Raw genomic sequence first — 20,927 nt, forward strand, 5'->3', positions numbered from 1 at the left:
TAGTTCCGTCACGACTTTTAACATGCGCCCCCCTCCCCGGGGAGGATGCTTCCGTTCAGAGCTCGGCCCAGCGCCTCAGCAGATTGTGATAGACGCCCGTCAGCCGGATCACGGCATCGTCATCATGCCCGCGATCGGCGGCGACCGTCTGGATCGCACCATCGAGATCGAACAGCGTCGTGCGCGCGGAATCGTCGCGGATCATCGACTGGATCCAGAAGAAGGAGGCCCGCCGCTCGCCGCGCGTGATCGGCGTGACATGATGAAGGCTGGAGGCGGGATAGAGGATCATGTCGCCCGCAGGCAGCTTCACCTGATGGGCGCCATAGGTATCCTCCACCGTCAGCTCGCCGCCGTCATAATCGGCCGGATCGTTGAGGAAGACGGTGGCCGAAAGATCGCTGCGCACGCGGAAATCGTCCGAACGGCGGATGCGCACCGCATTGTCGACATGCGTGCCGAACGTATCGCCCACGCCATAGGCGTTGATGAGCGGCGGGAAGACCCGCGCCGGCAGGGCCGCCGCGATGAAAAGCGGGCTGCGGCCGAGCGCATCGAGGATCATGCCGCCAATCTCGTTCGCGGCGGGCGAACCCTCGGCCAGCTGCCGATTGCGCTTGGCCAGCGCGGACTGGTGGCCGGACGTCATGTTGCCATCCACCCAGGCCGCTTCATCCAGCAGCGTGCGGCAACGGGCAAGCGCGGCGCCATCGAGGACGCCCGGAACCACGATCATCATGTGCGAAACTCAGGTCAGGCGGAAGGGAATGCTGAGGAAGCCGACCGCCTCCACCGCGACGCCGGCCTGCTTGCCCGGCACGAAGCGCCATTTGCGCACCGTATCGAGCGCGGCCTTGTCGAGACTGTCGAAACCGCTGGAGCGGGCGATGCCGATTTCCTTGACATGCCCCTCCGGCGTGATGACGACACGCAGCCGCACCGTGCCCTCCCAATGATTGCGGCGGGCATCCAGCGGATATCGGGGCGAGGGATTGCCGAGATTCTTGGCCGAGCCATCGGGCGCGCTGATCGGCGCCGCCGCTTCCGAGACGACCGCCGATGGCGGGGCGGCGGAAACGACCGGCGGCGGCGGCGGCACAGCGACAGGCGTGGTCACGACCGGCGACGGCAGCGCGATCGTCTGCACGACAGGCGGAGGCGCCACGATCGGCTGCTCCACCGGCGGCGGCGGATCCTTGGAGGCCTGCGGCGGCGCGGGCGGTGTTTCGGGCACGATCGGCTCCGGCTGGATCTCCACCACCGTGAGCCGGGGCTTCGCCTTGTGCGAAATATGGATGACGTCGAAATAGCCGAGCAGCACGAAGCCGACGACATGGAGCGCGATGATGGCGAGCATCGCTTCCCAGCGGGGGCGATGCTGCTGATCGCAGAAGCCGCCACCAGCGCGCGCAAGCACCTCCGGCTCCGGCGAGGGCATGGCAACCGTGGCCGGGCGGATCGCACGGCGCTCGGTGGTACGGACATAGCCGGCCTGGATCATTCCCATCCGTCCAAAAAACATTTCCGGGAGGTTGCGACTCCCCGCTCCGCTCGTAGCGGCGCGCATACTGATAATCAATCGCATTAGCGCCGGGTTCGCGGGGCGATATGCCCGCGAACCCGGCGCCGCTACGGCATCAGAAGCTGTAGAAGAGGCTCAATATGGCCTGCCGCCCCTCGCCGGGCGTTGCCCAGCCATTGTTGCGGATGCCGGTATAATATTTCTTGTTGGTGAAGTTCTGGATGTTCACCTGCGCGGTAAGGCCGCCCATGATCGGGTAGGACAGCATCGCGCGATGGATCAGATAATCCTTCGACTTGTAGATGGTGCCGGTATTGTTGAGATTATAGTCACCCTGATAGGTGGCACCATACCCCAGTTGCAGACCGAAGGGCAAAGTGTAGGTGGTGAACAGGCTGCCCGAATTCTTGGGCGTCTGGTTGATCGCGGCACCAGACTGGGCATCGATCGAGCAACCCGCCGTGCTCGGCGTATCCTTGCAGATATCCGAGATGCTCTGGATGATCTTCGTGCTCAGATAGGAATAATTGGCGAAGATCGTCCAGTTCGGCGTGATCTTACCGGACGCGCCGAGCGTCACACCGTTCACGCGGCTGCGCCCATCATTCACCTGCAGCGTCGGGAAAGACGGATCGAAGCTCTGCACGGGGAAGTTCGTGCGCTCGTTGCGGAAGACGGAGGCGGTAAGCTGCAGCTTGGCATCCATCAGATCGATCTTGCCGCCGATCTCGTAATTCACCGCCGTCTGCGGCTTCGCCTGGCAGGGATCGACATTCGGTGCGCCCGCCGCGATCGTGCCGCAGCCCGAACGGACGGTGGACGATACCGGGGTCTTCGAATTGCCATAGGCGATGTACAGGCTGGCGTTCGTCACCGGCTTGTAAACGAGGCCGACGCGATAGGAGAAGAGGTTGTCCTCGCTACGCTGGTTCGCGCCGCGCGTGACCTGCCCGAACGTGGCGCCGGGGGCCGAGACGACCGTATCCGAGCGGAACTTGTTGTCGAAATTCTCGTAGCGGACGCCGCCGTTGATCTCGAAATGATCGCTCAGCTTGATCGCATCGAAGAGATAGACAGCCTTCGTGACGAGCTTGCCTTCCGAAGCGCCGCTCTGGACGAAGTTGACCGGGCCGCCATAGACCGGATCGGGATTGGCGATGTTGATCGGCGGCAGAGTCGGGTTCGGCGTCGCGCCGCCGATGTTGCGCAGGACATTGCCGTTGGCCAGGTCATAAGTCTCCCGCCCGATCGAGGCGCCGAGATTGATCGTGTGCTCGAGACCGCCCGTATCGAACACGCCGCGCAGATCGAATTGCGTGAAGAGATTGCGATTTTCGGACAGGCGCGTCGTGCCGCGTGGGCCCGAAGGATAATAGAAGCCGGGCGTCTGGCTGGATGAGCAGGCCGCTCCCGTCTGCGTCACGCCGCCGGCGAGGCAATAGGTGCCCTGCGGCGGATTGACATAGACATCCTGCTCCACGCGCTGCCAGCGGGTGAGATTGCGGATGGAGATCTTGTCCGTGAAATCATGCTCGAAAATCGCGGTCGCGACGTCCGTCTGCTGCTTCTGCCGGTCGACATCCTTGTAGCCATAATAGCCGCTGTAGCTGGCCCCCGGCAGCAGGCCGCCGAGCGAGGCATAATAGGGAATGCCGTACACCGGGATGTTGTTGTCTTCCTGGTGCGAATACAGAAGCGTGAAGCGCGTCGCCGTGTTGAGCCCCACCGTGATCGAGGGCGCCACGCCATAGCGGTGCATATATTCGACATCGCGGCGCGGAATATCGTTCTGGTGCGCCATCACGTTCAGGCGGAAGGCCACCGTGTCGCTGAGCTTGATGTTGCTGTCGACGGTGCCGCGGAAATAATTGTCGGTGCCAACGGCCCCCTGCACCACCGTGAGCGTCGTATCCTTCGGCCGCTTGGTGACGAGGTTGATCGTGCCGCTGATCGATCCGCCGCCGCCATAAACGGAGTTGGCGCCCTGCACGACCTCGATCTGCTCGAGATTGAACGTGTCGGAACGGCTATATTGCGCGCTGTCGCGCACGCCATCGATCTGAAGATCGTTGTTCACGGTCTGGCCGCGCAGATTGATGCTGTCGCCATAACCGCCGCCGCCTTCGCCGGCCCCGAAGGTGATGCCCGGAATGGTGGCCAGCGCATCACGCAGGGAAAGCAGGTTCTGCTGGCGGATCGTGGTGTTGCCGATCACGGTGATGGTCTGCGGGAGATTCAGCAGCTCACGCGTATATTTCGGGCTCTCGAGCTTGCTGACCTTCACCTCATCGGTGACGGCTGTATCGGTGACGGTGACGCCTTCCAGCTCGGTGCCATTCTCTTCGGACGGGCTCTTCTGCTGCGCGCTTGCGGGGGCCGCGATCAGCCCGACGCACGACAAAGCGAGGAAGGCCGATGCTGGCCGGGCAAGGTGGTGCGAACGCATTATCTGTCGATCCCCTTCAATTGCGAGTCATTCTCAATCTCAAGTTGATCGGGCTAATGCGAATCAATCGCATATTAGTCAATGATGTTTCGCCGTTGCAATGTTGTTGCAGCAACGACCGATATTTTAATCGTTTTTAATCAGATGCTTATAGAAGAAGAAAAATGCAGCCCAACGGCTTGCGTCGCGCGGAGGCGCGGTTTTGCGCCATTCCTTGATGGAGAGCGGCGGCCGGGTCTTCAGGCCGGGCGCGCGATGGGCGGCGCCGGCATCGCTCCAAAATCAGGTCAGGAGTGGCCCATGGCCCTGCGGAACAGCCAGACGCGGATCGCGCTGGCCAGATTGACGCCGGCTGCCCCCCCGGTGCGCTCCGCATCGATGCGGGCGACAAGGGCGCTCAGGGGAAGATGCTCGGACGCCGCGGCATCGCGCAGCGCCTCCCAGAATATCGGTTCGAGCGTAACCGACGTGGCATGACCGGCGATCATCACCGATCGCTTGACCGGGCCCTGCCCGATCGAGGCAGGGCCCGGCCGCGTCATCAGTACATGTGCTGGCCGCCGTTGATCGACAGGGTCGAACCCGTCACGAAGCCGCCATCCTCCGAGCAGAGGAAGGTTACGCCACGGGCGATTTCATGCGCCTTGCCGAGACGGCCGACAGGGATCTTGGCGACGATCTTGGCGAGCACGTCGGCCGGCACGGCTGCGACCATATCGGTATCGATATAGCCCGGCGCGATCGCGTTGACGGTGACGCCGAAGCGCGCGCCTTCCTGCGCCAGCGCCTTGGTGAAGCCGTGAATGCCCGATTTCGCGGCGGCATAATTGACCTGGCCATATTGCCCGGCCTGGCCGTTGATCGAACCGATATTGACGAAACGGCCCCAGCCACGATCCTTCATGCCCTTGAACGTGGCCTTCGCCATGTTGAAGCAGCCACCCAGATTGGTATCGATGACGGCCTTCCACTCGTCATAGCTCTGCTTCAGCATCGTGGCGTCACGGGTGATGCCCGCATTGTTGACGACGATATCGACAGGGCCAACCTCGGCCTCGACCGCAGCGACGCCCGCCGCGCAGGCCTCCGGATCGGCAACGTCCCACTTGAAGACGGGGATGCCGGTGCGGTCGGAAAATTCCTTCGCTCGCTCGTCATTGCCGGCATAGTTGGCGGCGACGAGCACACCCTGATCCTTCAGCGCGACGCTGATGGCCTCACCGATACCACGCGTCCCACCGGTTACGATCGCCACCCGCGCCATCAATAATCTCCCAACTTCCGGTCTTTGTTATGTTCCAGCCTAGGAAGCCGCGAGCCAGCCTGCAAGCTCCCGCAGGACCAGCATCTCAATCATTTTGTTTCCGGCTTCCGATGCATTGAGGCACGGCAAATAAGCGAAGTCGCGTCCGCCGGCACCTCGGAAAGTTTCGCGTCCCCGGATCGCCAGTTCCTCCAGCGTTTCCAGGCAATCCGCCGAGAAGCCGGGCGCGACGATGGCGACCTTCCGCCCGGCGCTGCCGAGATCCGCCAGCCTCACATCCGTGGCTGGCTCCAGCCACTTCGCCTTGCCGAACCGGGACTGGAAGGAGACGATCAGCTCGTGATCCAGCGCTTCCGACAGAAGGCGTGCCGTCTTCACGCACTGGCAATGATAGGGATCGCCCAGATCCAGCGTGCGCCGGGGCATGCCGTGGAAGCTCGCGACGATGGCATCCGGCACGAAATCGAGCCCCGCCAGCCCCGCCTTCACGCTCTCCGCAAGCGCACAGATATAAGCGGGATCGTCATGATAAGGCGGCAGGGTGCGAATGGCCGGCTGCCAGCGCATCGCCGCCAGCCCCGCGAAGGCCGCGTCATGGGCGGTCGCGGTCGTGGCGCCGGAATATTGGGGATAGAGGGGCGCCAGCAGAATGCGCTCGCACCCCGCCGCCTTCATCGCCGCGATGCGTTCGGCGATGGCGGGTCGCCCGTAGCGCATCGCATGATCGACGAGCACGCCCCGCTCCTCCAGCCGGCCCGCCAGCGCCTTCGCCTGCGCGCGCGTGATCGCCGCGAGCGGGGAGCCTTCTTCGCTCCACACCTGCTGATAGGCATGGGCCGACTTTCTCGGCCGGGTGGTGAGCACCACGCCGCGCAGGATCGGTTGCCACAGCCAGGGCGGCAGCTCCACCACGCGGCGATCGGACAGGAATTCCTTCAGGTAGCGCCGCACCGATCCCGTATCCGGCGCATCGGGCGTGCCGAGATTGACGAGCAGCACGCCGATCCGGGGCGACGGGATCGCGGGATGATCCGCCGGCCGCGTCATGCGAGATCCAGCGGCAGGGTGCGCAGCCGCTTGCCGGTGGCGGAGGCGATCGCATTGGCGATGGCCGGTGCCGTCACCGGCACGGCCAGTTCCGCCACCCCGCCCGGCGCCTCGCGGCTTTCGACCAGTTCGATCGCGATTTCGGGCGTTTCGATCAGCATCGGCAGCCGCAGATCCGCGAGCATGCGCTGATCCACCACCCCGCCCGTATAGCTGACGGCATCGCCCAGCGCCGCCGCCAGCCCCCAGACCAGCCCGCCCTCGATCTGCTGGCGCACGATGTCCGGATTGACGACGCGCCCGCAATCCACCGCCGCGACGAGGCGCGAAACCCTGATCGCCCCATCCTCCACATTTGCCTCGGCCAGCAGCGCGACATGGCTGCCGAAGGCCGAATGGATGGCGAGCCCCTGCCCCGATCCCGCCTCGCCCGACCAGCCGCCCGCCGCCGTCACCCGCGTAAGGCAACGCGCGAGGCGTGGATTGCCGCTCAGATGCGCCATGCGGAAGGACAGGGCATCGCTGTTGGTGGCCCCCGCCAGTTCATCCATGAAGCATTCGCCGAAGAAGGCGGTGTAGCTGTGCGCGACAGAGCGCCACATGCCCGTCTCGATCCCGATATCGGCGGGCGCATGCGCGATCGCGAAAGCGGGGATCGCATAAGGTGGCCGGCCGCCGTCGATCGCGCCCAGCTCCGCCCCGCCCCCGCCGCCATGGCCGAAGAGGCGCTGGCCCATTTCCCCCATGGTGGATGGCGCAGCGACGGTGGCGGCCCAGGCGGCGATGCGCCCGTCCGCCAGCCTGGCGCGCAGCCGTGCCTTCGCCGCCGGGCGATGGCGAGCGCGTTGCAATTCCTCGCCCCGGCTCCACATCAGCTGGACGGGGCGCTTCATCTCCTGTGACAGCAGCGCCGCCTCGATCGCCGCCTCATTTTCCACCTTGCGGCCAAAGCCCCCACCGACCGGCATCGGATAGACGGTGACGGATTCCTCGGACACGCCCGCCGCCTTCGCCACCGCCCGCCGGGTAAGCCCCTGCGCCTGGGTCGGCACCCAGATCTCGATCCGTCCGCCGGACGCGCGCGCCGTGGCGACAAGTGGCTCGATCGCCGCATGGGCCGCGAGCGGCACCGCATATTCGGCCACCAGCGTGGGCGCGGGGCCGAGTGCGGCATCGGCATCGCCCTGCTCGATCAGCCTGTCACCCCCGGCCGCCAGAGCGCGATCGAGCGCCCCCTTCACGTGTACGGCGCCCGGCAGCGTGCCCCTGGTCGCGAATTTCACGGAAAGCGCATCCACGGCGCGATCCGCCGCCCACCAATTGTCCGCCAGCGCGGCGACCCAGCCGGGACGACGCACCACGCCGAGCACGCCGGGCATGGCGCGCGCGGCCTTCTCGTCGATCGAAGCGACGCTGGTATCGCCCAGCGGCCCGTGGCGGATCGAGGCATAGACCATCTTGGGCAGGCGCACGTCGGCGGCGAAGCGGATGCTGCCATCCACCTTGGACGGCAGATCGGTGCGCGGCACGGAACGGCCGGAAAGCTTGCCCTCGCCGGGATTGCGCAGCGGCAGCGGGCTGGGCGGCGTGAAGGCGGCCGCCTCCGCCGCCAGTTCGCCGAAGCGCAGGCGATCCTCGCCCCGCGTGACGAAGCCGTCTTCGGTGTCGCACGCCCGCCAGTCCGCGCCGAGCCGCGCGCCCGCCGCCATGCACAGCAGGGCGCGGGCTGCGGCCCCCGCCTCGCGGAAGCGCTGCTCGAAGCCCCGTATCGAGCTGGAGCCGGCCGTCATCATCAGCGCATTGCGCGTGGCGAATTCGCGTGCTGCCCAGCGCACGGGGCCGCCGAGGAAGGCGGGCGCCTGCTCGCCGGCGGCCTCCTCGATCAGCAGGGTGTTTGCATAGAGCGGATTGATCGGCGCGGGCTCCACGCCGATCTGCCGCCAGTCCGCTCCCAGCTCGTCGGCCAGGATCTGCGGCAGCGCGGTCCACACGCCCTGCCCCATCTCCGCCTGCGGCACGATGACGGTGACGCGGCCGTCCGTGCCGATCTTGAGGAAGGCGTTGATGATCGTCTCGCCCGGCGCGGCGACGAGATTGGGCGCATAACTGCGCGGCCACACGCCCCATGCAAGCGCCAGCCCCACGCCCGCCCCGCCGCCGACCAGGAAGGTGCGGCGGGACAATCCCTTGCGCTTCGGGGTCGTGGAAGAAGGGGGCGGCGGCGCCATCCGGGCCTGATAAGGGGGGCGAAGGCCTGCGTCCACGGGGCGACGCAGCGGCCATGACGAAAGAGGCAAGGGAGTTTGGCCTCCATCGCGACACCTGCGCGACTGCGGCCCTCTACCGCCCCGGCGGGAATGCCGCGCTTCGCCGCACGCATCTTCCTGCTGCCCGCCATACCGGCTAAGCCGCGCCCGTAATGAGCCTTCTCGCCCTCGCCGCCGCGACCGCGGCCACCGCCGCCGAGCCGATCCGCTATGCGGACCTGCACCTGTCGCCGATCGCGCTCGATCTCGGTTTCTTCCAGATACGCTGGTATTCGCTCGGCTATATCGCCGGCATCCTGCTGGGCTGGTGGTGGCTGACGAAATTGATCGCGCAGCCGGGCGCGCCGATGGCGCGACGCCATGCCGACGATTTCGTTTTCTATGCCACGCTCGGCATCATCCTTGGCGGGCGGATCGCCTTTGTGATCTTCTACGATCCGTGGATGCTGAAGCAGGATCCGCTGCAGGCCTTCCGACTCTGGGACGGGGGCATGTCCTTCCACGGCGGCGCGTTCGGCACGCTCGTCGCCGTCTGGTGGCTGGCGTGGCGCAACAGGCTCTCGCCATTGCGGATGATCGATTATGTCGCCTGCTGCGCGGGCTTCGGCCTCTTTCTCGTGCGACTCGCCAATTTCGCCAATGGGGAATTGTGGGGGCGCATCACGGACGTGCCATGGGCGGTCGTCTTCCCCGGCGCGGATGCCGGCCCCTATCCCCGCCACCCGAGCCAGATCTACGAGGCTTTCCTCGAAGGGCTCGTCCTGTGGCTGGTCCTCAACTATTTCTTCTGGAAGACGCGCGCGCGCTACTGGCCGGGCTTCCTGCTGGGCGTGTTCCTCACCGGTTACGGCATCGCCCGTTTCCTCGTGGAATTCGTGCGCGAGCCGGATGTGCAGCTTGGCATCCTTCCCTGGGGGCTGAGCATGGGGCAGACGCTCTCCGCGCCGATGATCGCGGTGGGCATCTATTTCATGGCGACCGCCAAGGGGCGCCGCATCCGCACCGAGCCGATTGCGGGCAGTGACAGCATCTCCTGATCTGAGCACCGAAATCGCGGCGCTGATCGCGGCGGAAGGCCCGATCCCGCTCGCCCGTTTCATGGGGCTCGCCAACGCGCATTATTATGCGACGCGCGATCCCTTCGGCGTGGGCGGCGACTTCATCACCGCACCGGAAATCAGCCAGATGTTCGGGGAGTTGATCGGCCTGGCGCTGGTGGACATCTGGCAGCGCGCGGGCGGCGGGCCGGCCGCCTATGTCGAGCTGGGGCCGGGCCGGGGCACTCTTGCGGCAGACGCGCTGCGGGCGATGGGCAAGGCGGATCTCGCCCCGCCCGTGCACCTTGTGGAAACAAGCCCGCGCCTGCGCGAGATGCAGGCCGAACGCGCGCCGCAGGCAAGCTGGCACGATGCGATCGACACGCTGCCCACGGATATGCCCCTGCTGATCGTGGCGAACGAATTTTTCGATGCGCTGCCGATCCGCCAGCTGATCTCCACCGTGGCGGGCTGGCGCGAGCAGATGGTGAAAATCGACGATGCGGACGGCGGCGGCTTCGCACTGGTGCCCGATACCAAGCTGATGGATAGCCTGATCCCGCATCATCTGCTCGATGCGGCGCCGGGCAGCATCGTCGAGCAAAATCCGGACGCGCTGAAGATCGCCGCCGCGCTCGCCCGCCGGCTGGAGGCGCAGGGCGGCGCGATGCTGATCGTGGATTATGGCCATGACGGCAGCCGCCACGGCGATACGTTGCAGGCGGTGCGCGCCCATGCCTATGCCGATCCGCTGGCCTATCCCGGATCGAGCGACCTGACCGCGCATGTCGATTTCCTGGCGCTGGAGGCGGCTGCCACCGCCGCCGGCGCGCGCGTGGCCGGGCCAGTGGAACAGGGCCAGTGGCTGATCGCGCTGGGCATATCCGATCGCGCCGCATCGCTCGGACGGGGCGCGCCCGGGCGAAGCGGCGAGATCGCCTCCGCCTATCGCCGGCTCACCCATCCGGACGAGATGGGCAGCCTGTTCAAGGCATTGGCCGTAACGGCCTCGCGCTGGCCGGACATGGCGGGCTTCGCCTGAGCCGGCAGGCGGCCCGGGCGATCCGCGTTCGTGCCCCGGTCGCCGCTACGGGCGGCCCATCATCCGGCCCATCCCGGCCCGGCGCTCCTCCGGCGTCAGCGTGCCATCATGATCGGCATCCATCGCGGAGAAACGCGCGGCTTCGGCCGCTTCGAACTCGGCGATCGTCGCCTTGCCGTCACCATCCGTGTCGATCATCCGGAACATCATGTCGAGCCGCTCGGGCGGCGGCGCCTCGCCCATCCGGGCGGCCATCTGCGCGCTCATTTCATCCCGGGTGAGGATGCCGTCATGATTGGCGTCCATCGCATCGAAACGCGCCTTCTGCATCGCCAGATAGGCATCACGCGTAACCGGCCCCTGCGACCCCCGCTGCGCGAGCACCGGCGCTGTAAGGCCTGCCGCCAGCAGGCTCGTGGCCAACAGAATCACCTTCACCGCCCTCTCCTCGCACAATCCGGTCTGCGGTCTAGCGCGGGAGACTGTCGCAATACCTCAGCGCTGAAACAATCGACCGGTGACACGAAAAAGTGCGCAGATCCGGATCGCAAGAGCGTCCGGCATTCGACCTGCGGTGCGGACCGCATTAAGGCCGCGCGATGACCGATTTTCCCACGCCTGTCCGCGCGCGCATGCTGGGCGCGTTGCCCCATGCCTTTCTCGGCCGCGAGGGGGGCGTTTCCACCGGCATCCATGCCGGCCTGAACGTGGGGCTGGGATCGGACGATGATCGCGCCGCGATCGCGGAAAACCGGCGGCGGGCGGTGGATGCCGTGCTGCCCGGTGCGGGGCTGGTGACGCTGCATCAGGTGCACTCGGCCAATGCCGTGATCGTCGAGGCGCCCTTTGCGGACGAGGCACGCCCAAGGGCCGACGCGCTGGTGACGAACCGGCCCGGACTGCTGCTGGGCATCCTGACCGCCGATTGCGCGCCGATCCTGTTCGCGGACGAGGTGGCGGGCGTGGTGGGCGCGGCCCATGCGGGCTGGAAGGGCGCGATCGGCGGCGTAACCGATGCGACGATCATGGCGATGGAGAAGCTGGGCGCCGACAGGAGCAGGATCGTCGCCGCGATCGGCCCCTGCATCGCGCGCGCCTCCTATGAGGTGGACGAGGCCTTTCTCGTCCGCTTCTGCGAGGCGGATCCCGAGAATGAACGCTTCTTCGTCGACGGCAAGGCCGGCCACCACCAGTTCGATCTGGAGGGCTATGTCGCCGCGCGGCTGGCGGGGGCGGGTATCGCGCGGATCGAGGCGCTCGGGCTGGATACCTATGCGGACGAGGCACGCTTCTTCAGCTATCGCCGGGCCACGCATCGCGGCGAGCCCGGCTATGGGCGCGAAATCAGCCTGATCGGCCTGGGATCATAGGGCGAAGAACCGCATTCGCCCGGGCCGCCGCTGCCTCAGAAGGGCAGCCAGCGTGATTTCTCGCTGAAGCGCATGTAGCCGACATTGGCGCCGAGCCGCCAGCCAACGCCGAGCCGGATCGGTACCAGCACCACATCCTTGTACCGCATATAGCTCGCCGCGAAGCCACCGATCACGAACACGTTGCCCTCCACCGCACCGAAGCGGTGGAACAGATCCTGCGTGTCATAGAGCTTGTAGACGAGCACGAAGGTCTTGCCGCCATTCGCGCCGAGATCCAGCCCCAGCGAGGGTCCGGTCCAGTAAACGGGGCGCTGGCCCTCCACCTTGTGGAAGAGCGTGCCCGATCCGTAGCGGACGCCGACCGCTACCGCCGCGCCCGCCTCACGCCCGGCAATATATCCGTTGGGACGGCCATATTGCTTGAACGTCTTCTCGATGATCTTGGCGAGCCCCTCCGCGCCCTTGCCGAACACGCCCTCGGCGGCGGCGAGCACGTCATTCTCCTGATAGGTTCCCTGCTCGGAAGCCTGCGCGGCCTGCTGCTCGGTCGAGACAGCCGCCGGCGCCGCGGCGGGTGGCGCGTAGGGCGCGGGCTCCGGCTCGCTGACAGGCGCCGGCTCCGTTTGCACGGACTGGGCCGGCGCACGGCCGGCGCGCGTGGCGGCCTGATTGGGATCGATCGTCTCGACCTGGGCGAAGGCCGGAACAGTGGCCAGCCCCATCGCCGCCAGCGCTCCGATCCGCATCATGCCCGTCACCATCACCTCATCCCCTCTCGAAATGCGGGGCGAAATAGCCCTCCCCGCCCTTGCCTCACGATGAACGCGGACCTGCATTGATCCTGACGAATGTGCCCGCTATAGCCCGCGCCAGCCGCCGGTCAGGAGACGTGGGTGAGTGGCTGAAACCAACGCTTTGCTAAAGCGTCATACGGGAAACCGTATCGAGGGTTCGAATCCCTCCGTCTCCGCCAGGCCCTTGTTCGCAAGAGGCCGTAAAAGACCGCCTGGATTGATTTTTATCCCTTGAATCCGAAGCTTACCGCCCCGGCTCGTTCGGCCGCGTTCGCATGCCTCCGCCATATGCGAGGGCTCAAAACGTGGCTTCGATGCGCGAAAAACGTGGCTTCGGAGGTTGAGAGTGTTGAACGATGCGAAACTGCGCGGCGCCAAGCCGCGAGCCAAGCGTCGCCCGGAAGAGCTGGGGCTTGCCGAACGTCATATGCGGCAGCAATGTCCTGCTGTCACGCATCGCCTTGATCACGCCGATCCAGAGGTCGGGCGGCAGTGGCAGCGCTCTGATCCTCGCGCTGCCGGGTTTGTGCTTTGGAGTGTCGGGGCTGTCATCCACCGAACGGTGGAGGAACCAGACGCAATCCAGTCTTTGCGACTATTTGTGCGTGGCAGGAGGTCGTTCGACATTTGCCAGCCTCCACGCCCCCTCCCAAGCAAGCGGTTCAGCGGTTATGGACGGTATATGGCCATCGCGAACGACAGGCTCTCGACCCTGATCGGCTTGATCTACGATGCGGCGATCAGCCCGAAAGCGTGGGAGCCTGCCCTGGAGGCGATCCGATCCGCGTTGCGAGCCGAGATCGCGTCGGTCAACCTGCAGGCCGTGCCGGATGGAGACGTGCTTCTCAATGTCACGAGCAATATCCCGGCGCATTACGCCGAACAGATGGGCGATTATGGTCCTGAGGTGATCGAGATCTGGGGCGGTGCGACCACGATGATGAGCCTGCCGCTCGATCAGCCCGCGATCCTGAGCAGGCTCAATCCAGCCGCGCTCGACTTCGGGGTCACGCGGAATCGCTATGCCCTCGAATGGGCGCGCCCGCAGGCCGTGATCGATAGCCTTGCGATCGGATTGGCGCGCGATGAGAAATCGCTTGGTTCGATATCGTTCGGGCGGCACCGCAGCGTCGGCCCGTTCGATGACGCGGCGATCGCGCTCGCCCGTTTGCTCGTTCCCCATCTTCAACGGGCGGCCACGGTCAACCGCCTGTTGGAAATGAGCGAAGTCTCGCGTTCGAATTTTACGACCGTGCTGGATGCAATCGCCGTTCCGATCATAATCGTTGGTGCCGACATGCGGATCGCCCACGCCAATCCCCCGGCCCGCGCCCGGTTCGAGGCGCGCGATATCCTCGCTGAACGGGACGGTTGCCTCGCCGCCATCGATAGCGGGGTCCATCACGCACTCGCCGGGGCGATCGGGCAAGCGGTCACCCAGGAGGAAAGGATTGCGCGGCAGGGCCTCGGGATACCGGCCCGGCGAAACGATCAAAGCGCGGCGGCGCTCTACGTGATGCCGCTTGGCGGCCGCCTCGGCGCGCATCGGGGCCGGGCCGCTGCCGCCGTGCTGGTTGCCGAGTCCGGCAGCCGTTTCATCCCTTCCGCCGATCTTGTGACCGGCCTGTTCAACCTCACCAGCGCGGAAGGCCGGGTGTTCGATCTTCTTGCCGCCGGTAACGGGCTGGCGGAGGCGGCGGTGATCCTGAAGGTCGCACCCAGCACCGTGAAGACGCACGCGCTACGCGTGTACCAGAAGACCGGTGTCAGCCGTCAGACCGAACTCATGCAGTTGGCCGCGTCCTTTGCCGTACCGTTCTGACGCCGCATCGTCAGCCGATGAGCGGTGCCGCAAGTGACGTAGCGAGCAGGACCAGTTCGCTCTGTTTGCTGACCCCGGTCTTTTCGAACAGATGCAGCAGATGGGTCTTCACGGTACTGATCTTGACGCCGAGCCGTTCCGCCGCCTGCGGTGCGCTCGATCCCTTGCTGATCTGTTCGAAGACGCGGGCCTCGGCGGAGGTAAGATCGAACAATGTGGCGATAAGGTCCGTCGGCGCTACGATCGGCGCATCCGCTTCAGCGACGAAAATGGCGGCAACCGCGTCATGATCGATACCGAGCCCGCGGCGAAGCAGCGGCATGATATGCAAAGCGGCATGGGCGCCCGCATCGTCCTTGATGGGAATGCCGAAGCCCCGCCGTTCCAATCCCGCCTCGTTCTCCGCCGCTCCCGCGACGGCCGAAGCCAGCGCCGCGCCGACGCCGGGCGAACGCGCCCTGAGCATGCCGTTCCACACCGACAAGGCTGAACCGCCGTCGAGGGCCGCCTGTGCCGCGGGGTTGGCATGGATCAGGCGCAGATCCCGTGTCACCAGCATGACGGGGATGCGCAGCGTCGCCAGCACCTCCTCGAAAGCCGCTTCGGCGGCGCGGGCGCCGTCATAGAGGCGCGTGATCGTCGCGGCACGCTGCAGGTGCGGTATCAGTAACCGAAGAAGCTCGATCTCCCTGTCGCCGATCAGCCCGAAGCTTTCGTGCCGCCCGAAGTTGAGCGAACCGAAGGCGCGGGAATCCCTGGCCAGCCCGCAGGAAATCGCATCGACGAGGCCCTGCGGCTTCGCCCATTCCAGCGCATAGCGATTGGTGGTCGTCGCAAAGTCGATATGGCCGCCGGGGATACGGCTCACGACGTTCGGTTCGTCGAACGTCATGGCCATCACGGCGTCCTCGCCACCCCAGAGGTCGATCGCGTGGGGCGCGAGATCGGCCATCAGCTTGAGGTAGGGTTACGATATATTGGTGGCATGGTTGAGTATCGCCCGGCCATCGTCGAGAGACTGAAGCGCCAATACCGCGTTAGCACAATCGAGTTCGAGCCGGATCGCTTCGATCGCGATCGGCCAGCGGTCCCGATCGAGGGCGCTATCGTAGATCAGCCCGATAAGGTCCGACAGTCGCGATGGCGTAATCACTTCAGTCATCATGCTCCTCGCGTATCCGAATCGCGAGCCTACAGGTTCGTCAACGATGCCGCAGCGCACAATCGCGTCAAGGCGAAAGACGGCATCTCCACCGATCGGTGGATGCCTGTGCGGTGCTATTGCGCTATAAGGAGCGCAGCGAATTGGGGAATGTGCGCCGCTACGAGAGGTCGGGCCGACGCCAATTTTTCTCCACTCGAAACAAGGCCATGATCATAGGACGTAATTGGGGGGTTTTCGTGCGCGGAACCTTGTTTAGTGCAACCTTACTTGGTGCAGCGTTGTTCTCGTCGCCGGCATGGGCGCAAGCAACCACCCGCCCCTGTGGGGCAGACGAGGTCGTCGGTCCGGCCTGTCTTCTTAGTCGCCAGGAGATAGCGTCCCTTCCCACCGGTCAGATCTATTGGCATCTGGATCAGTTCAGCTCGAAGGACGCCGCGGAACGGGCCGCGACCGCTTCCAGTTCGGTGGTCGGGGCGTTCGGCAAAATCTGGTTGTTCACGATCGAGCGCCGGACATGGAGGGCAAAAGGCGGCCGGCATGTCTCGAAAATCGGGCCGCTTCCGGTTCTGCCCGCGCCGACCTATGCAGCCGAATATCTGCGGTCGGTCTTCGCACCTGGCATGATGGCACCGCTCCATGTTCACTCAGGTCCCGAAGCCTTTTATGCAGTGAGCGGCGACACCTGCCTGGAGACGCCGGATGGAGTCCAGCGTGGACGAGGTCCTGGGAACAGCCTCGTCATCAGGGGCGGGCCGCCCATGCTGCTCATGGCCACCGGCAAGGAGCCACGCAGAGGTTTCGCGTTGATCCTGCATGACGCCAGCCAGCCGCCGACCACCCTGATCCACGATTGGCATCCACAAGGCCTGTGCGAGCGCGGTCGCGCCGCCGACCGGTCGAGGCGAGATTGAGGGCGCGCTTATGAAATCTGCAGCCAAGGTAGTTTCCATGCGGGCAGCCTTGCTGGTGACGCTGTTCGGCGGGTGCCTCTCTCAGAGCGTTTTCGCCAAAACACCCGATCGCGACAGGACCAAGATCTTGCAGGTGAACGTGCCCCCTGTGCCGGGGCTCTGCTCGGCGCCGGTGCCGGCCGACCGCGAGACGGTGGGGTGCTACGAGACCGGAACCATCGATATCGTAGATGATCGGCCCGATCTCTATTGGCACATCTACGAGTTTCCGACTGAAGCGGCGGCCAAAGCCGAAGCCGAGCGGCACCAATGGGCAACGGCAACGCGGGTCCATGGCCGCGTCTGGTTATACGTTCTGGGCGGTCCCGCCGAGACGGTACCCGTCGGTATCGAGCGGGCCGTGATCGGCCCTTTGCGTATTCCGGCCCGGGAAACGACCGCCCACTTCTCCGAAGCCATCTTCCCTCCGGGGATGCGGACCCGCGTGCATTCGCATCCCGGGCCGGAGGCCTTCTATGTAGTTGCGGGCGAACAGTGCATGGAGACGCAGACCGACAGGCGGATCGTGCCGGCCGGCGGCACCTATGTGGTAGAGGGAGGGCTGCACGTCCAGGCCGCTCCAAAGGGGCGCCGCAACCTCGTCCTGATCTTGGCACCCAAAGGCGCCGCTGCGGTAACTCCGGGCGGAGCATGGCAGCCGAGCAGCTTTTGCGATTAGCGAGACGGCAAGCCCGGCTCTCGCTTGTTTCCCGAACCGTAACGGGCCTTCGAAATTCGAACTTTTTCGGAAGGGCCGCTAGGCCTCGTGAACAACGGGTATCCACAGGAGCGCTGAAGCGGGCCAACGAAGCCGAGATAGGAGGCGCGAGTTTTGTCGTAGCGGGTTGCGACGCGCCGCCAGTTTTTGAGCTTACTGAAGAGCTGTTCGATCATGCTGCGCAGCCGGTACTTTCGGCGAGGCGAAGCTGCAGATCCCGACCTGCATGCGCAGATTGACGGCCTCGTCGATCCGACCGATGCGAAACCGGCCTTCGCCAATCTCGGTCGGCACCATGGCGGCGCCATATGGCGGTGGGTCGATGCTCTCGATGACCTGATCGCTGGTGGCCGGCAGCAGCACGAAGTCGCCGGCCTTCACGATGATCGACGGCTGGTCCGCGTTCACCACCCGGCATTCGCCTTCGAGCACCGCGAAATAGACGGGCCTGCCCTCGACGTCGCGGCGTATCCGCCAGCGCCCGGCATACTCGACCAGCTTTGAGAAACTCGCCGACGGCTGCAGCAGGGTCACGATCTCGGCAAGCGGGTCGATAGTCATATCAGGACGATCGCTAATGGATTCAGGATTTCTGACGGTAGCAAGTCCCGATGCGGGTGGCCATCTCCCCGTTACCGTTCACATCATTGGAGCATTTCATGCCCAGCGTCCTCATCACCGGCTGCTCCTCAGGCTTCGGCCTCGAAACCGCGAAACTCTTCCTCGATGAGGGTTGGACTGTCGTCGCCACGATGCGCACGCCCGACCCGAACGTGTTGCCGGCGTCCGACCGCCTCACCATCCTGCCGCTTGACGTTACCGACCGTGACAGCGTCGGCAGTGCTATTCAGCAGGCAGGGCCGATCGACGTACTGGTCAACAATGCCGGCTTCGGCGCGGCGGTACCGATCGAGTTGATCGACTTCGACACGGCGCGACAACTGTTCGAGACCAACACCCTCGGCACGCTAGCGATGTTACAGGCGGTCCTGCCCTCGTTCCGCGAACGCCGTTCCGGCGTGATCGTCAACGTCACCTCGACGGTGACGCTGAAGCCGCTACCTTTGGTCAGCACCTACCGCGCGAGCAAGGCCGCGGTGAACGCCCTCACGGAGAGCCTGGCCGTCGAGATGCAGCCGTTCGGCGTGCGAGTCCACATCGTCCTGCCGGGGCGGTCGCCCACAACGCAATTTGGCGCGAACGCAATGCCGCACCTGCGCGGGCTCGATAATCCCGATTACAAGCCGCTTATCGAGGGAATGATGGCGCAGTTCCGCGAGGATATCGGGCCGGTAACACACGCTGAGGACGTCGCAGCCGCGGTATTTGAGGCGGCCACCGATCCCTCGGCGCCGTTCAAGATCCCCGCCGGCGCGGACGCAGTCGCCTGGATGGCGGACGCCGGCTGATTGGACCGGCGCCATGCCAAGATCGGCCAATTGGTCGTCGAGCGGGATTTTTTTAGCGAGAGTCTCCGGTCGATGAGCGTGGCACGGAGGCGGGATCTGATCGAGCCCGCTCACCACCGACTGCCGATCTCGGCGCAGCGCCGGCTGCTGTCGATCAGCCGGTCGTCCTATCATTATGTGCATGCGCCAGCGCTCGAAACCGAGGAGACGCTGCCGCTGGTACGGATGATCGATGCGGCATTCCTCGACATGCCCCGGTACGGCAGCCGCCAGATGGTCCGCCGCCTGCGGTGCAATGGCCATGATGTCGGCCGCCGCCGTGTGCGGAGTCTGATGGCGAAGATGGGGCTGTCGCTGATCTAACAGCGCCCCCCCCCCAAAACGAGTGATCCGCACCCGCAGCATCGGGTCGATCCCTGTTTGCTGCGCAAGCTGTAGATCGAACGCCCGAACCAGCTCTGGTGCGCTGAGGCGACCTATATCCCATACGGCGAGACTTCCGGCATCTCGTCGCCGTCATGGACTGGGCAAGGCGTTGGCCTGGCGGCTGTCGAACACGATGGACGCGGGATTCTGCGTGGCCGCTCTGGAGAAAGCGCCGGCGGCTTCGGCAAGGTCGGCGCCCATGATGCCGGCGATGGGGCGCTCGAACAGCCCGTCGTTGCATATCAGGGCTTTCAGGCGGATCTGCTCCCACCGTCCATCCACCTCAAGCAGCTTCGCGTTGATCTGCTCCGGCGTAAATCGCTGACGTTCCATGCCATCCTCCATTCCGGCTTCCCTCGCGGGCTCTCTTCAGGAATGGAGCGGATCTTCCAGGGCAGACCACCAGCTTCGGAGGCTCCCATGCGGCATGGAAAGACCCGTTCGCATGCGGCTGACAGCGCTTCTTAGAGCGGCAGACCGGCATAATTCTCCGCAATCGCGGTCTGCATCGCCTTGGACGACGCGACATAGGACAATTCGGCGATCTGCATGGCGCGATCAAACGCGTCGGTATCCGGAAAGCGGTGCATCAGGGAGGTCAGCGACCAGCTGAACCGCTCCGCCTTCCACACTCGCGCCAGTGCCTTGCGCGAATAATCGCCAATGTCGTTCCCGTCGTTCGCCCTGAAAAAGCGGATCAGCGCGTCCGACAGATAGGCGACGTCCGACGCCGCGAGATTGAGACCCTTCGCCCCCGTCGGCGGCACGATATGGGCAGCGTCACCCGCCAGGAACAGGCTGCCATAGGCCATCGGTTCAAACACGAATGAGCGCAGCGGCGCGATCGATTTCTCGATCGAAGGGCCGCGCACCATATGGGCTGCCGCATCCGGGCCGAGGCGGATCGCCAATTCATCCCAAACCCGCTCGTCGGGCCAGTCTTCCACTTTCTCGTCGGCGGGCACCTGCACATAATAGCGGCTGCGCGTGGCCGATCGCATCGATGCGAGCGCAAAGCCGCGCTCGTGATTGGCGTAGATCAGTTCGTGATTGCATGGCGGCACATCGGCCAGGATGCCGAGCCAGCCAAACGGATAGACCCGCTCGAACACCTTGCCCACGCTCGCCGGAATGGCCTTGCGCGAGGGGCCGTGGAAGCCATCGCAGCCGGCGATGAAACGGGCATCCAGCCTTTCCTTTTTATCGCCCCTGGTGAAGCTGATCCACGGCGCATCACCGTCAATATCATGGAGCGCGACATCCTTTGCCCCGTAGATGATCTCCAGCCCGCGCGCAGGCGCGGCGTCCATCAGGTCGCGCGTCACCTCCGTCTGGCCATAGACCATCACCTGCTTGCCGGTGAGCCCGGCAATATCGATGTGGATCAGGCGATCGCCATCCGCGAGATTGAAGCCGTCATGTGGCAGGCCTTCGGCCCTCATCCGCGCATCCAGCCCGAGCCGCGTCATGAGATCGGTCGTCACGCGCTCCAGCACCCCCGCACGGATACGGGACAACACATAATCCGCGGACTGGCGTTCCAGCACCACGACATCGATCCCCTCGGCCCGGAGCAGATGTCCCAACAAGAGCCCCGCGGGGCCGGCGCCAACGATCGCAACCTGAGTGCGCATTCCATCCTCTC

At 65.4% G+C, this 20,927-nt stretch carries 20 protein-coding genes, 1 tRNA gene and 2 pseudogenes; 9 read left to right on the forward strand and 14 right to left on the reverse strand.

Annotated elements, in window-relative coordinates; translation table 11 throughout:
• Positions 1 to 55: 55 nt before the first annotated feature.
• From DI605_RS05660 to DI605_RS05690, 7 genes are all read right to left on the reverse strand, one after another.
• A complete protein-coding gene (locus DI605_RS05660) occupies positions 56 to 739 on the reverse strand; it encodes a Fe2+-dependent dioxygenase (protein WP_293970376.1) in 684 nt (227 codons plus the stop codon).
• Positions 740 to 748: 9 nt separating this feature from the next.
• On the reverse strand, positions 749 to 1,501 hold the full coding sequence (locus DI605_RS05665) for an energy transducer TonB (protein ID WP_293970378.1): 753 nt from the start codon (positions 1,499 to 1,501) through the stop codon (positions 749 to 751).
• A 136-nt stretch (positions 1,502 to 1,637) separates the two neighbouring features.
• Complete coding sequence (locus DI605_RS05670; RefSeq protein WP_293970380.1) at positions 1,638 to 3,968, reverse strand: TonB-dependent siderophore receptor; 2,331 nt, start codon at positions 3,966 to 3,968, stop codon at positions 1,638 to 1,640.
• A 287-nt stretch (positions 3,969 to 4,255) separates the two neighbouring features.
• Positions 4,256 to 4,510 carry a ribbon-helix-helix domain-containing protein gene (locus tag DI605_RS05675; protein WP_293970382.1) on the reverse strand — a complete coding sequence of 85 codons (255 nt, stop codon included), beginning with the start codon at positions 4,508 to 4,510 and terminating at the stop codon, positions 4,256 to 4,258.
• Positions 4,510 to 5,232: an acetoacetyl-CoA reductase gene (gene phbB, locus DI605_RS05680; RefSeq protein WP_293970384.1), complete on the reverse strand. Its 723-nt coding sequence runs from the start codon at positions 5,230 to 5,232 to the stop codon at positions 4,510 to 4,512. Before phbB ends, DI605_RS05675 begins: the two co-directional genes overlap by 1 nt.
• 39 nt (positions 5,233 to 5,271) lie before the next feature.
• Positions 5,272 to 6,279 carry a ferrochelatase gene (gene hemH, locus DI605_RS05685; protein WP_293970386.1) on the reverse strand — a complete coding sequence of 336 codons (1,008 nt, stop codon included), beginning with the start codon at positions 6,277 to 6,279 and terminating at the stop codon, positions 5,272 to 5,274.
• On the reverse strand, positions 6,276 to 8,507 hold the full coding sequence (locus DI605_RS05690) for a molybdopterin cofactor-binding domain-containing protein (protein ID WP_293970388.1): 2,232 nt from the start codon (positions 8,505 to 8,507) through the stop codon (positions 6,276 to 6,278). Before DI605_RS05690 ends, hemH begins: the two co-directional genes overlap by 4 nt.
• Before the next feature lie 191 nt (positions 8,508 to 8,698).
• Between DI605_RS05690 and lgt the strand changes: the two genes are divergently transcribed.
• Together lgt and DI605_RS05700 are read left to right on the forward strand one after the other, a co-directional pair.
• Positions 8,699 to 9,583 carry a prolipoprotein diacylglyceryl transferase gene (gene lgt, locus DI605_RS05695; RefSeq protein WP_293970390.1) on the forward strand — a complete coding sequence of 295 codons (885 nt, stop codon included), beginning with the start codon at positions 8,699 to 8,701 and terminating at the stop codon, positions 9,581 to 9,583.
• Entirely contained in the window at positions 9,567 to 10,625 is a 1,059-nt protein-coding gene (locus DI605_RS05700; protein WP_293970392.1) for an SAM-dependent methyltransferase, read from the forward strand. Before lgt ends, DI605_RS05700 begins: the two co-directional genes overlap by 17 nt.
• A 45-nt stretch (positions 10,626 to 10,670) precedes the next feature.
• Here the strand turns inward: DI605_RS05700 and DI605_RS05705 are convergent, their stop codons facing one another.
• Positions 10,671 to 11,063 carry an EF-hand domain-containing protein gene (locus DI605_RS05705; protein WP_293970394.1) on the reverse strand — a complete coding sequence of 131 codons (393 nt, stop codon included), beginning with the start codon at positions 11,061 to 11,063 and terminating at the stop codon, positions 10,671 to 10,673.
• Positions 11,064 to 11,224: 161 nt separating this feature from the next.
• Between DI605_RS05705 and pgeF the strand changes: the two genes are divergently transcribed.
• Entirely contained in the window at positions 11,225 to 11,995 is a 771-nt protein-coding gene (pgeF, locus tag DI605_RS05710; RefSeq protein ID WP_293970396.1) for a peptidoglycan editing factor PgeF, read from the forward strand.
• Positions 11,996 to 12,030: 35 nt separating this feature from the next.
• On the opposite strand, the gene DI605_RS05715 is transcribed toward pgeF, so the two are convergent.
• Positions 12,031 to 12,759, reverse strand: coding sequence for a DUF1134 domain-containing protein (locus DI605_RS05715; protein WP_293970399.1), 729 nt, complete (start codon positions 12,757 to 12,759; stop codon positions 12,031 to 12,033).
• A gap of 122 nt (positions 12,760 to 12,881) precedes the next feature.
• Between DI605_RS05715 and DI605_RS05720 the strand changes: the two genes are divergently transcribed.
• Positions 12,882 to 12,971, forward strand: a tRNA-Ser gene (locus DI605_RS05720).
• A gap of 167 nt (positions 12,972 to 13,138) precedes the next feature.
• Positions 13,139 to 14,614, forward strand: coding sequence for a helix-turn-helix transcriptional regulator (locus tag DI605_RS05725; RefSeq protein ID WP_293970401.1), 1,476 nt, complete (start codon positions 13,139 to 13,141; stop codon positions 14,612 to 14,614).
• A 10-nt stretch (positions 14,615 to 14,624) separates the two neighbouring features.
• On the opposite strand, the gene DI605_RS05730 is transcribed toward DI605_RS05725, so the two are convergent.
• Together DI605_RS05730 and DI605_RS05735 are read right to left on the reverse strand one after the other, a co-directional pair.
• Positions 14,625 to 15,566 carry a helix-turn-helix transcriptional regulator gene (locus DI605_RS05730; RefSeq protein WP_293970404.1) on the reverse strand — a complete coding sequence of 314 codons (942 nt, stop codon included), beginning with the start codon at positions 15,564 to 15,566 and terminating at the stop codon, positions 14,625 to 14,627.
• 15 nt (positions 15,567 to 15,581) lie between these two features.
• Positions 15,582 to 15,779: a hypothetical protein gene (locus DI605_RS05735; RefSeq protein WP_293970407.1), complete on the reverse strand. Its 198-nt coding sequence runs from the start codon at positions 15,777 to 15,779 to the stop codon at positions 15,582 to 15,584.
• A 110-nt stretch (positions 15,780 to 15,889) separates the two neighbouring features.
• Between DI605_RS05735 and DI605_RS05740 the strand changes: the two genes are divergently transcribed.
• Positions 15,890 to 16,690, forward strand: a complete 801-nt coding sequence (locus DI605_RS05740; RefSeq protein ID WP_293970409.1) for a hypothetical protein — start codon at positions 15,890 to 15,892, stop codon at positions 16,688 to 16,690.
• Positions 16,691 to 16,700: 10 nt separating this feature from the next.
• Complete coding sequence (locus tag DI605_RS05745) at positions 16,701 to 17,408, forward strand: hypothetical protein (RefSeq protein WP_293970411.1); 708 nt, start codon at positions 16,701 to 16,703, stop codon at positions 17,406 to 17,408.
• Positions 17,409 to 17,533: 125 nt separating this feature from the next.
• On the opposite strand, the pseudogene DI605_RS05750 reads toward DI605_RS05745, so the two are convergent.
• Positions 17,534 to 17,638, reverse strand: a pseudogene (locus DI605_RS05750) (IS5/IS1182 family transposase); the annotation flags it as partial.
• Positions 17,601 to 18,008: a cupin domain-containing protein gene (locus tag DI605_RS05755; protein WP_293970414.1), complete on the reverse strand. Its 408-nt coding sequence runs from the start codon at positions 18,006 to 18,008 to the stop codon at positions 17,601 to 17,603. The gene DI605_RS05755 and the pseudogene DI605_RS05750, both read right to left, overlap by 38 nt.
• 98 nt (positions 18,009 to 18,106) lie before the next feature.
• Here DI605_RS05755 and DI605_RS05760 point away from each other — a divergent pair, with 98 nt between their 5' ends.
• Positions 18,107 to 18,856, forward strand: coding sequence for an SDR family oxidoreductase (locus tag DI605_RS05760; RefSeq protein WP_293970417.1), 750 nt, complete (start codon positions 18,107 to 18,109; stop codon positions 18,854 to 18,856).
• Positions 18,857 to 19,460: pseudogene (locus tag DI605_RS05765) on the forward strand (IS3 family transposase); the annotation flags it as partial.
• 286 nt (positions 19,461 to 19,746) lie between these two features.
• On the opposite strand, the gene pobA reads toward DI605_RS05765, so the two are convergent.
• On the reverse strand, positions 19,747 to 20,916 hold the full coding sequence (gene pobA / locus DI605_RS05770; protein ID WP_293970420.1) for a 4-hydroxybenzoate 3-monooxygenase: 1,170 nt from the start codon (positions 20,914 to 20,916) through the stop codon (positions 19,747 to 19,749).
• Positions 20,917 to 20,927: the final 11 nt, after the last annotated feature.

Origin of the sequence: Sphingomonas sp. (assembly GCF_003248515.1) — a bacterium.
Taxonomy (GTDB): Bacteria; Pseudomonadota; Alphaproteobacteria; order Sphingomonadales; family Sphingomonadaceae; genus Sphingomonas_I.

What these genes read in the sequence shown, in the direction of transcription:
- DI605_RS05660 (WP_293970376.1), bottom strand. Translation starts at nt 739, where the DNA reads ATGATGATCGTGGTTCCGGGCGTCCTCGATGGCGCCGCGCTTGCCCGT.
- DI605_RS05665 (WP_293970378.1), bottom strand. Translation starts at nt 1,501, where the DNA reads ATGATCCAGGCCGGCTATGTCCGTACCACCGAGCGCCGTGCGATCCGC.
- DI605_RS05670 (WP_293970380.1), bottom strand. Translation starts at nt 3,968, where the DNA reads ATGCGTTCGCACCACCTTGCCCGGCCAGCATCGGCCTTCCTCGCTTTG.
- DI605_RS05675 (WP_293970382.1), bottom strand. Translation starts at nt 4,510, where the DNA reads ATGACGCGGCCGGGCCCTGCCTCGATCGGGCAGGGCCCGGTCAAGCGA.
- phbB (WP_293970384.1), bottom strand. Translation starts at nt 5,232, where the DNA reads ATGGCGCGGGTGGCGATCGTAACCGGTGGGACGCGTGGTATCGGTGAG.
- hemH (WP_293970386.1), bottom strand. Translation starts at nt 6,279, where the DNA reads ATGACGCGGCCGGCGGATCATCCCGCGATCCCGTCGCCCCGGATCGGC.
- DI605_RS05690 (WP_293970388.1), bottom strand. Translation starts at nt 8,507, where the DNA reads ATGGCGCCGCCGCCCCCTTCTTCCACGACCCCGAAGCGCAAGGGATTG.
- lgt (WP_293970390.1), top strand. Translation starts at nt 8,699, where the DNA reads ATGAGCCTTCTCGCCCTCGCCGCCGCGACCGCGGCCACCGCCGCCGAG.
- pgeF (WP_293970396.1), top strand. Translation starts at nt 11,225, where the DNA reads ATGACCGATTTTCCCACGCCTGTCCGCGCGCGCATGCTGGGCGCGTTG.
- DI605_RS05715 (WP_293970399.1), bottom strand. Translation starts at nt 12,759, where the DNA reads ATGGTGACGGGCATGATGCGGATCGGAGCGCTGGCGGCGATGGGGCTG.
- DI605_RS05730 (WP_293970404.1), bottom strand. Translation starts at nt 15,566, where the DNA reads ATGGCCGATCTCGCGCCCCACGCGATCGACCTCTGGGGTGGCGAGGAC.
- DI605_RS05735 (WP_293970407.1), bottom strand. Translation starts at nt 15,779, where the DNA reads ATGATGACTGAAGTGATTACGCCATCGCGACTGTCGGACCTTATCGGG.
- DI605_RS05745 (WP_293970411.1), top strand. Translation starts at nt 16,701, where the DNA reads ATGAAATCTGCAGCCAAGGTAGTTTCCATGCGGGCAGCCTTGCTGGTG.
- DI605_RS05755 (WP_293970414.1), bottom strand. Translation starts at nt 18,008, where the DNA reads ATGACTATCGACCCGCTTGCCGAGATCGTGACCCTGCTGCAGCCGTCG.
- DI605_RS05760 (WP_293970417.1), top strand. Translation starts at nt 18,107, where the DNA reads ATGCCCAGCGTCCTCATCACCGGCTGCTCCTCAGGCTTCGGCCTCGAA.
- pobA (WP_293970420.1), bottom strand. Translation starts at nt 20,916, where the DNA reads ATGCGCACTCAGGTTGCGATCGTTGGCGCCGGCCCCGCGGGGCTCTTG.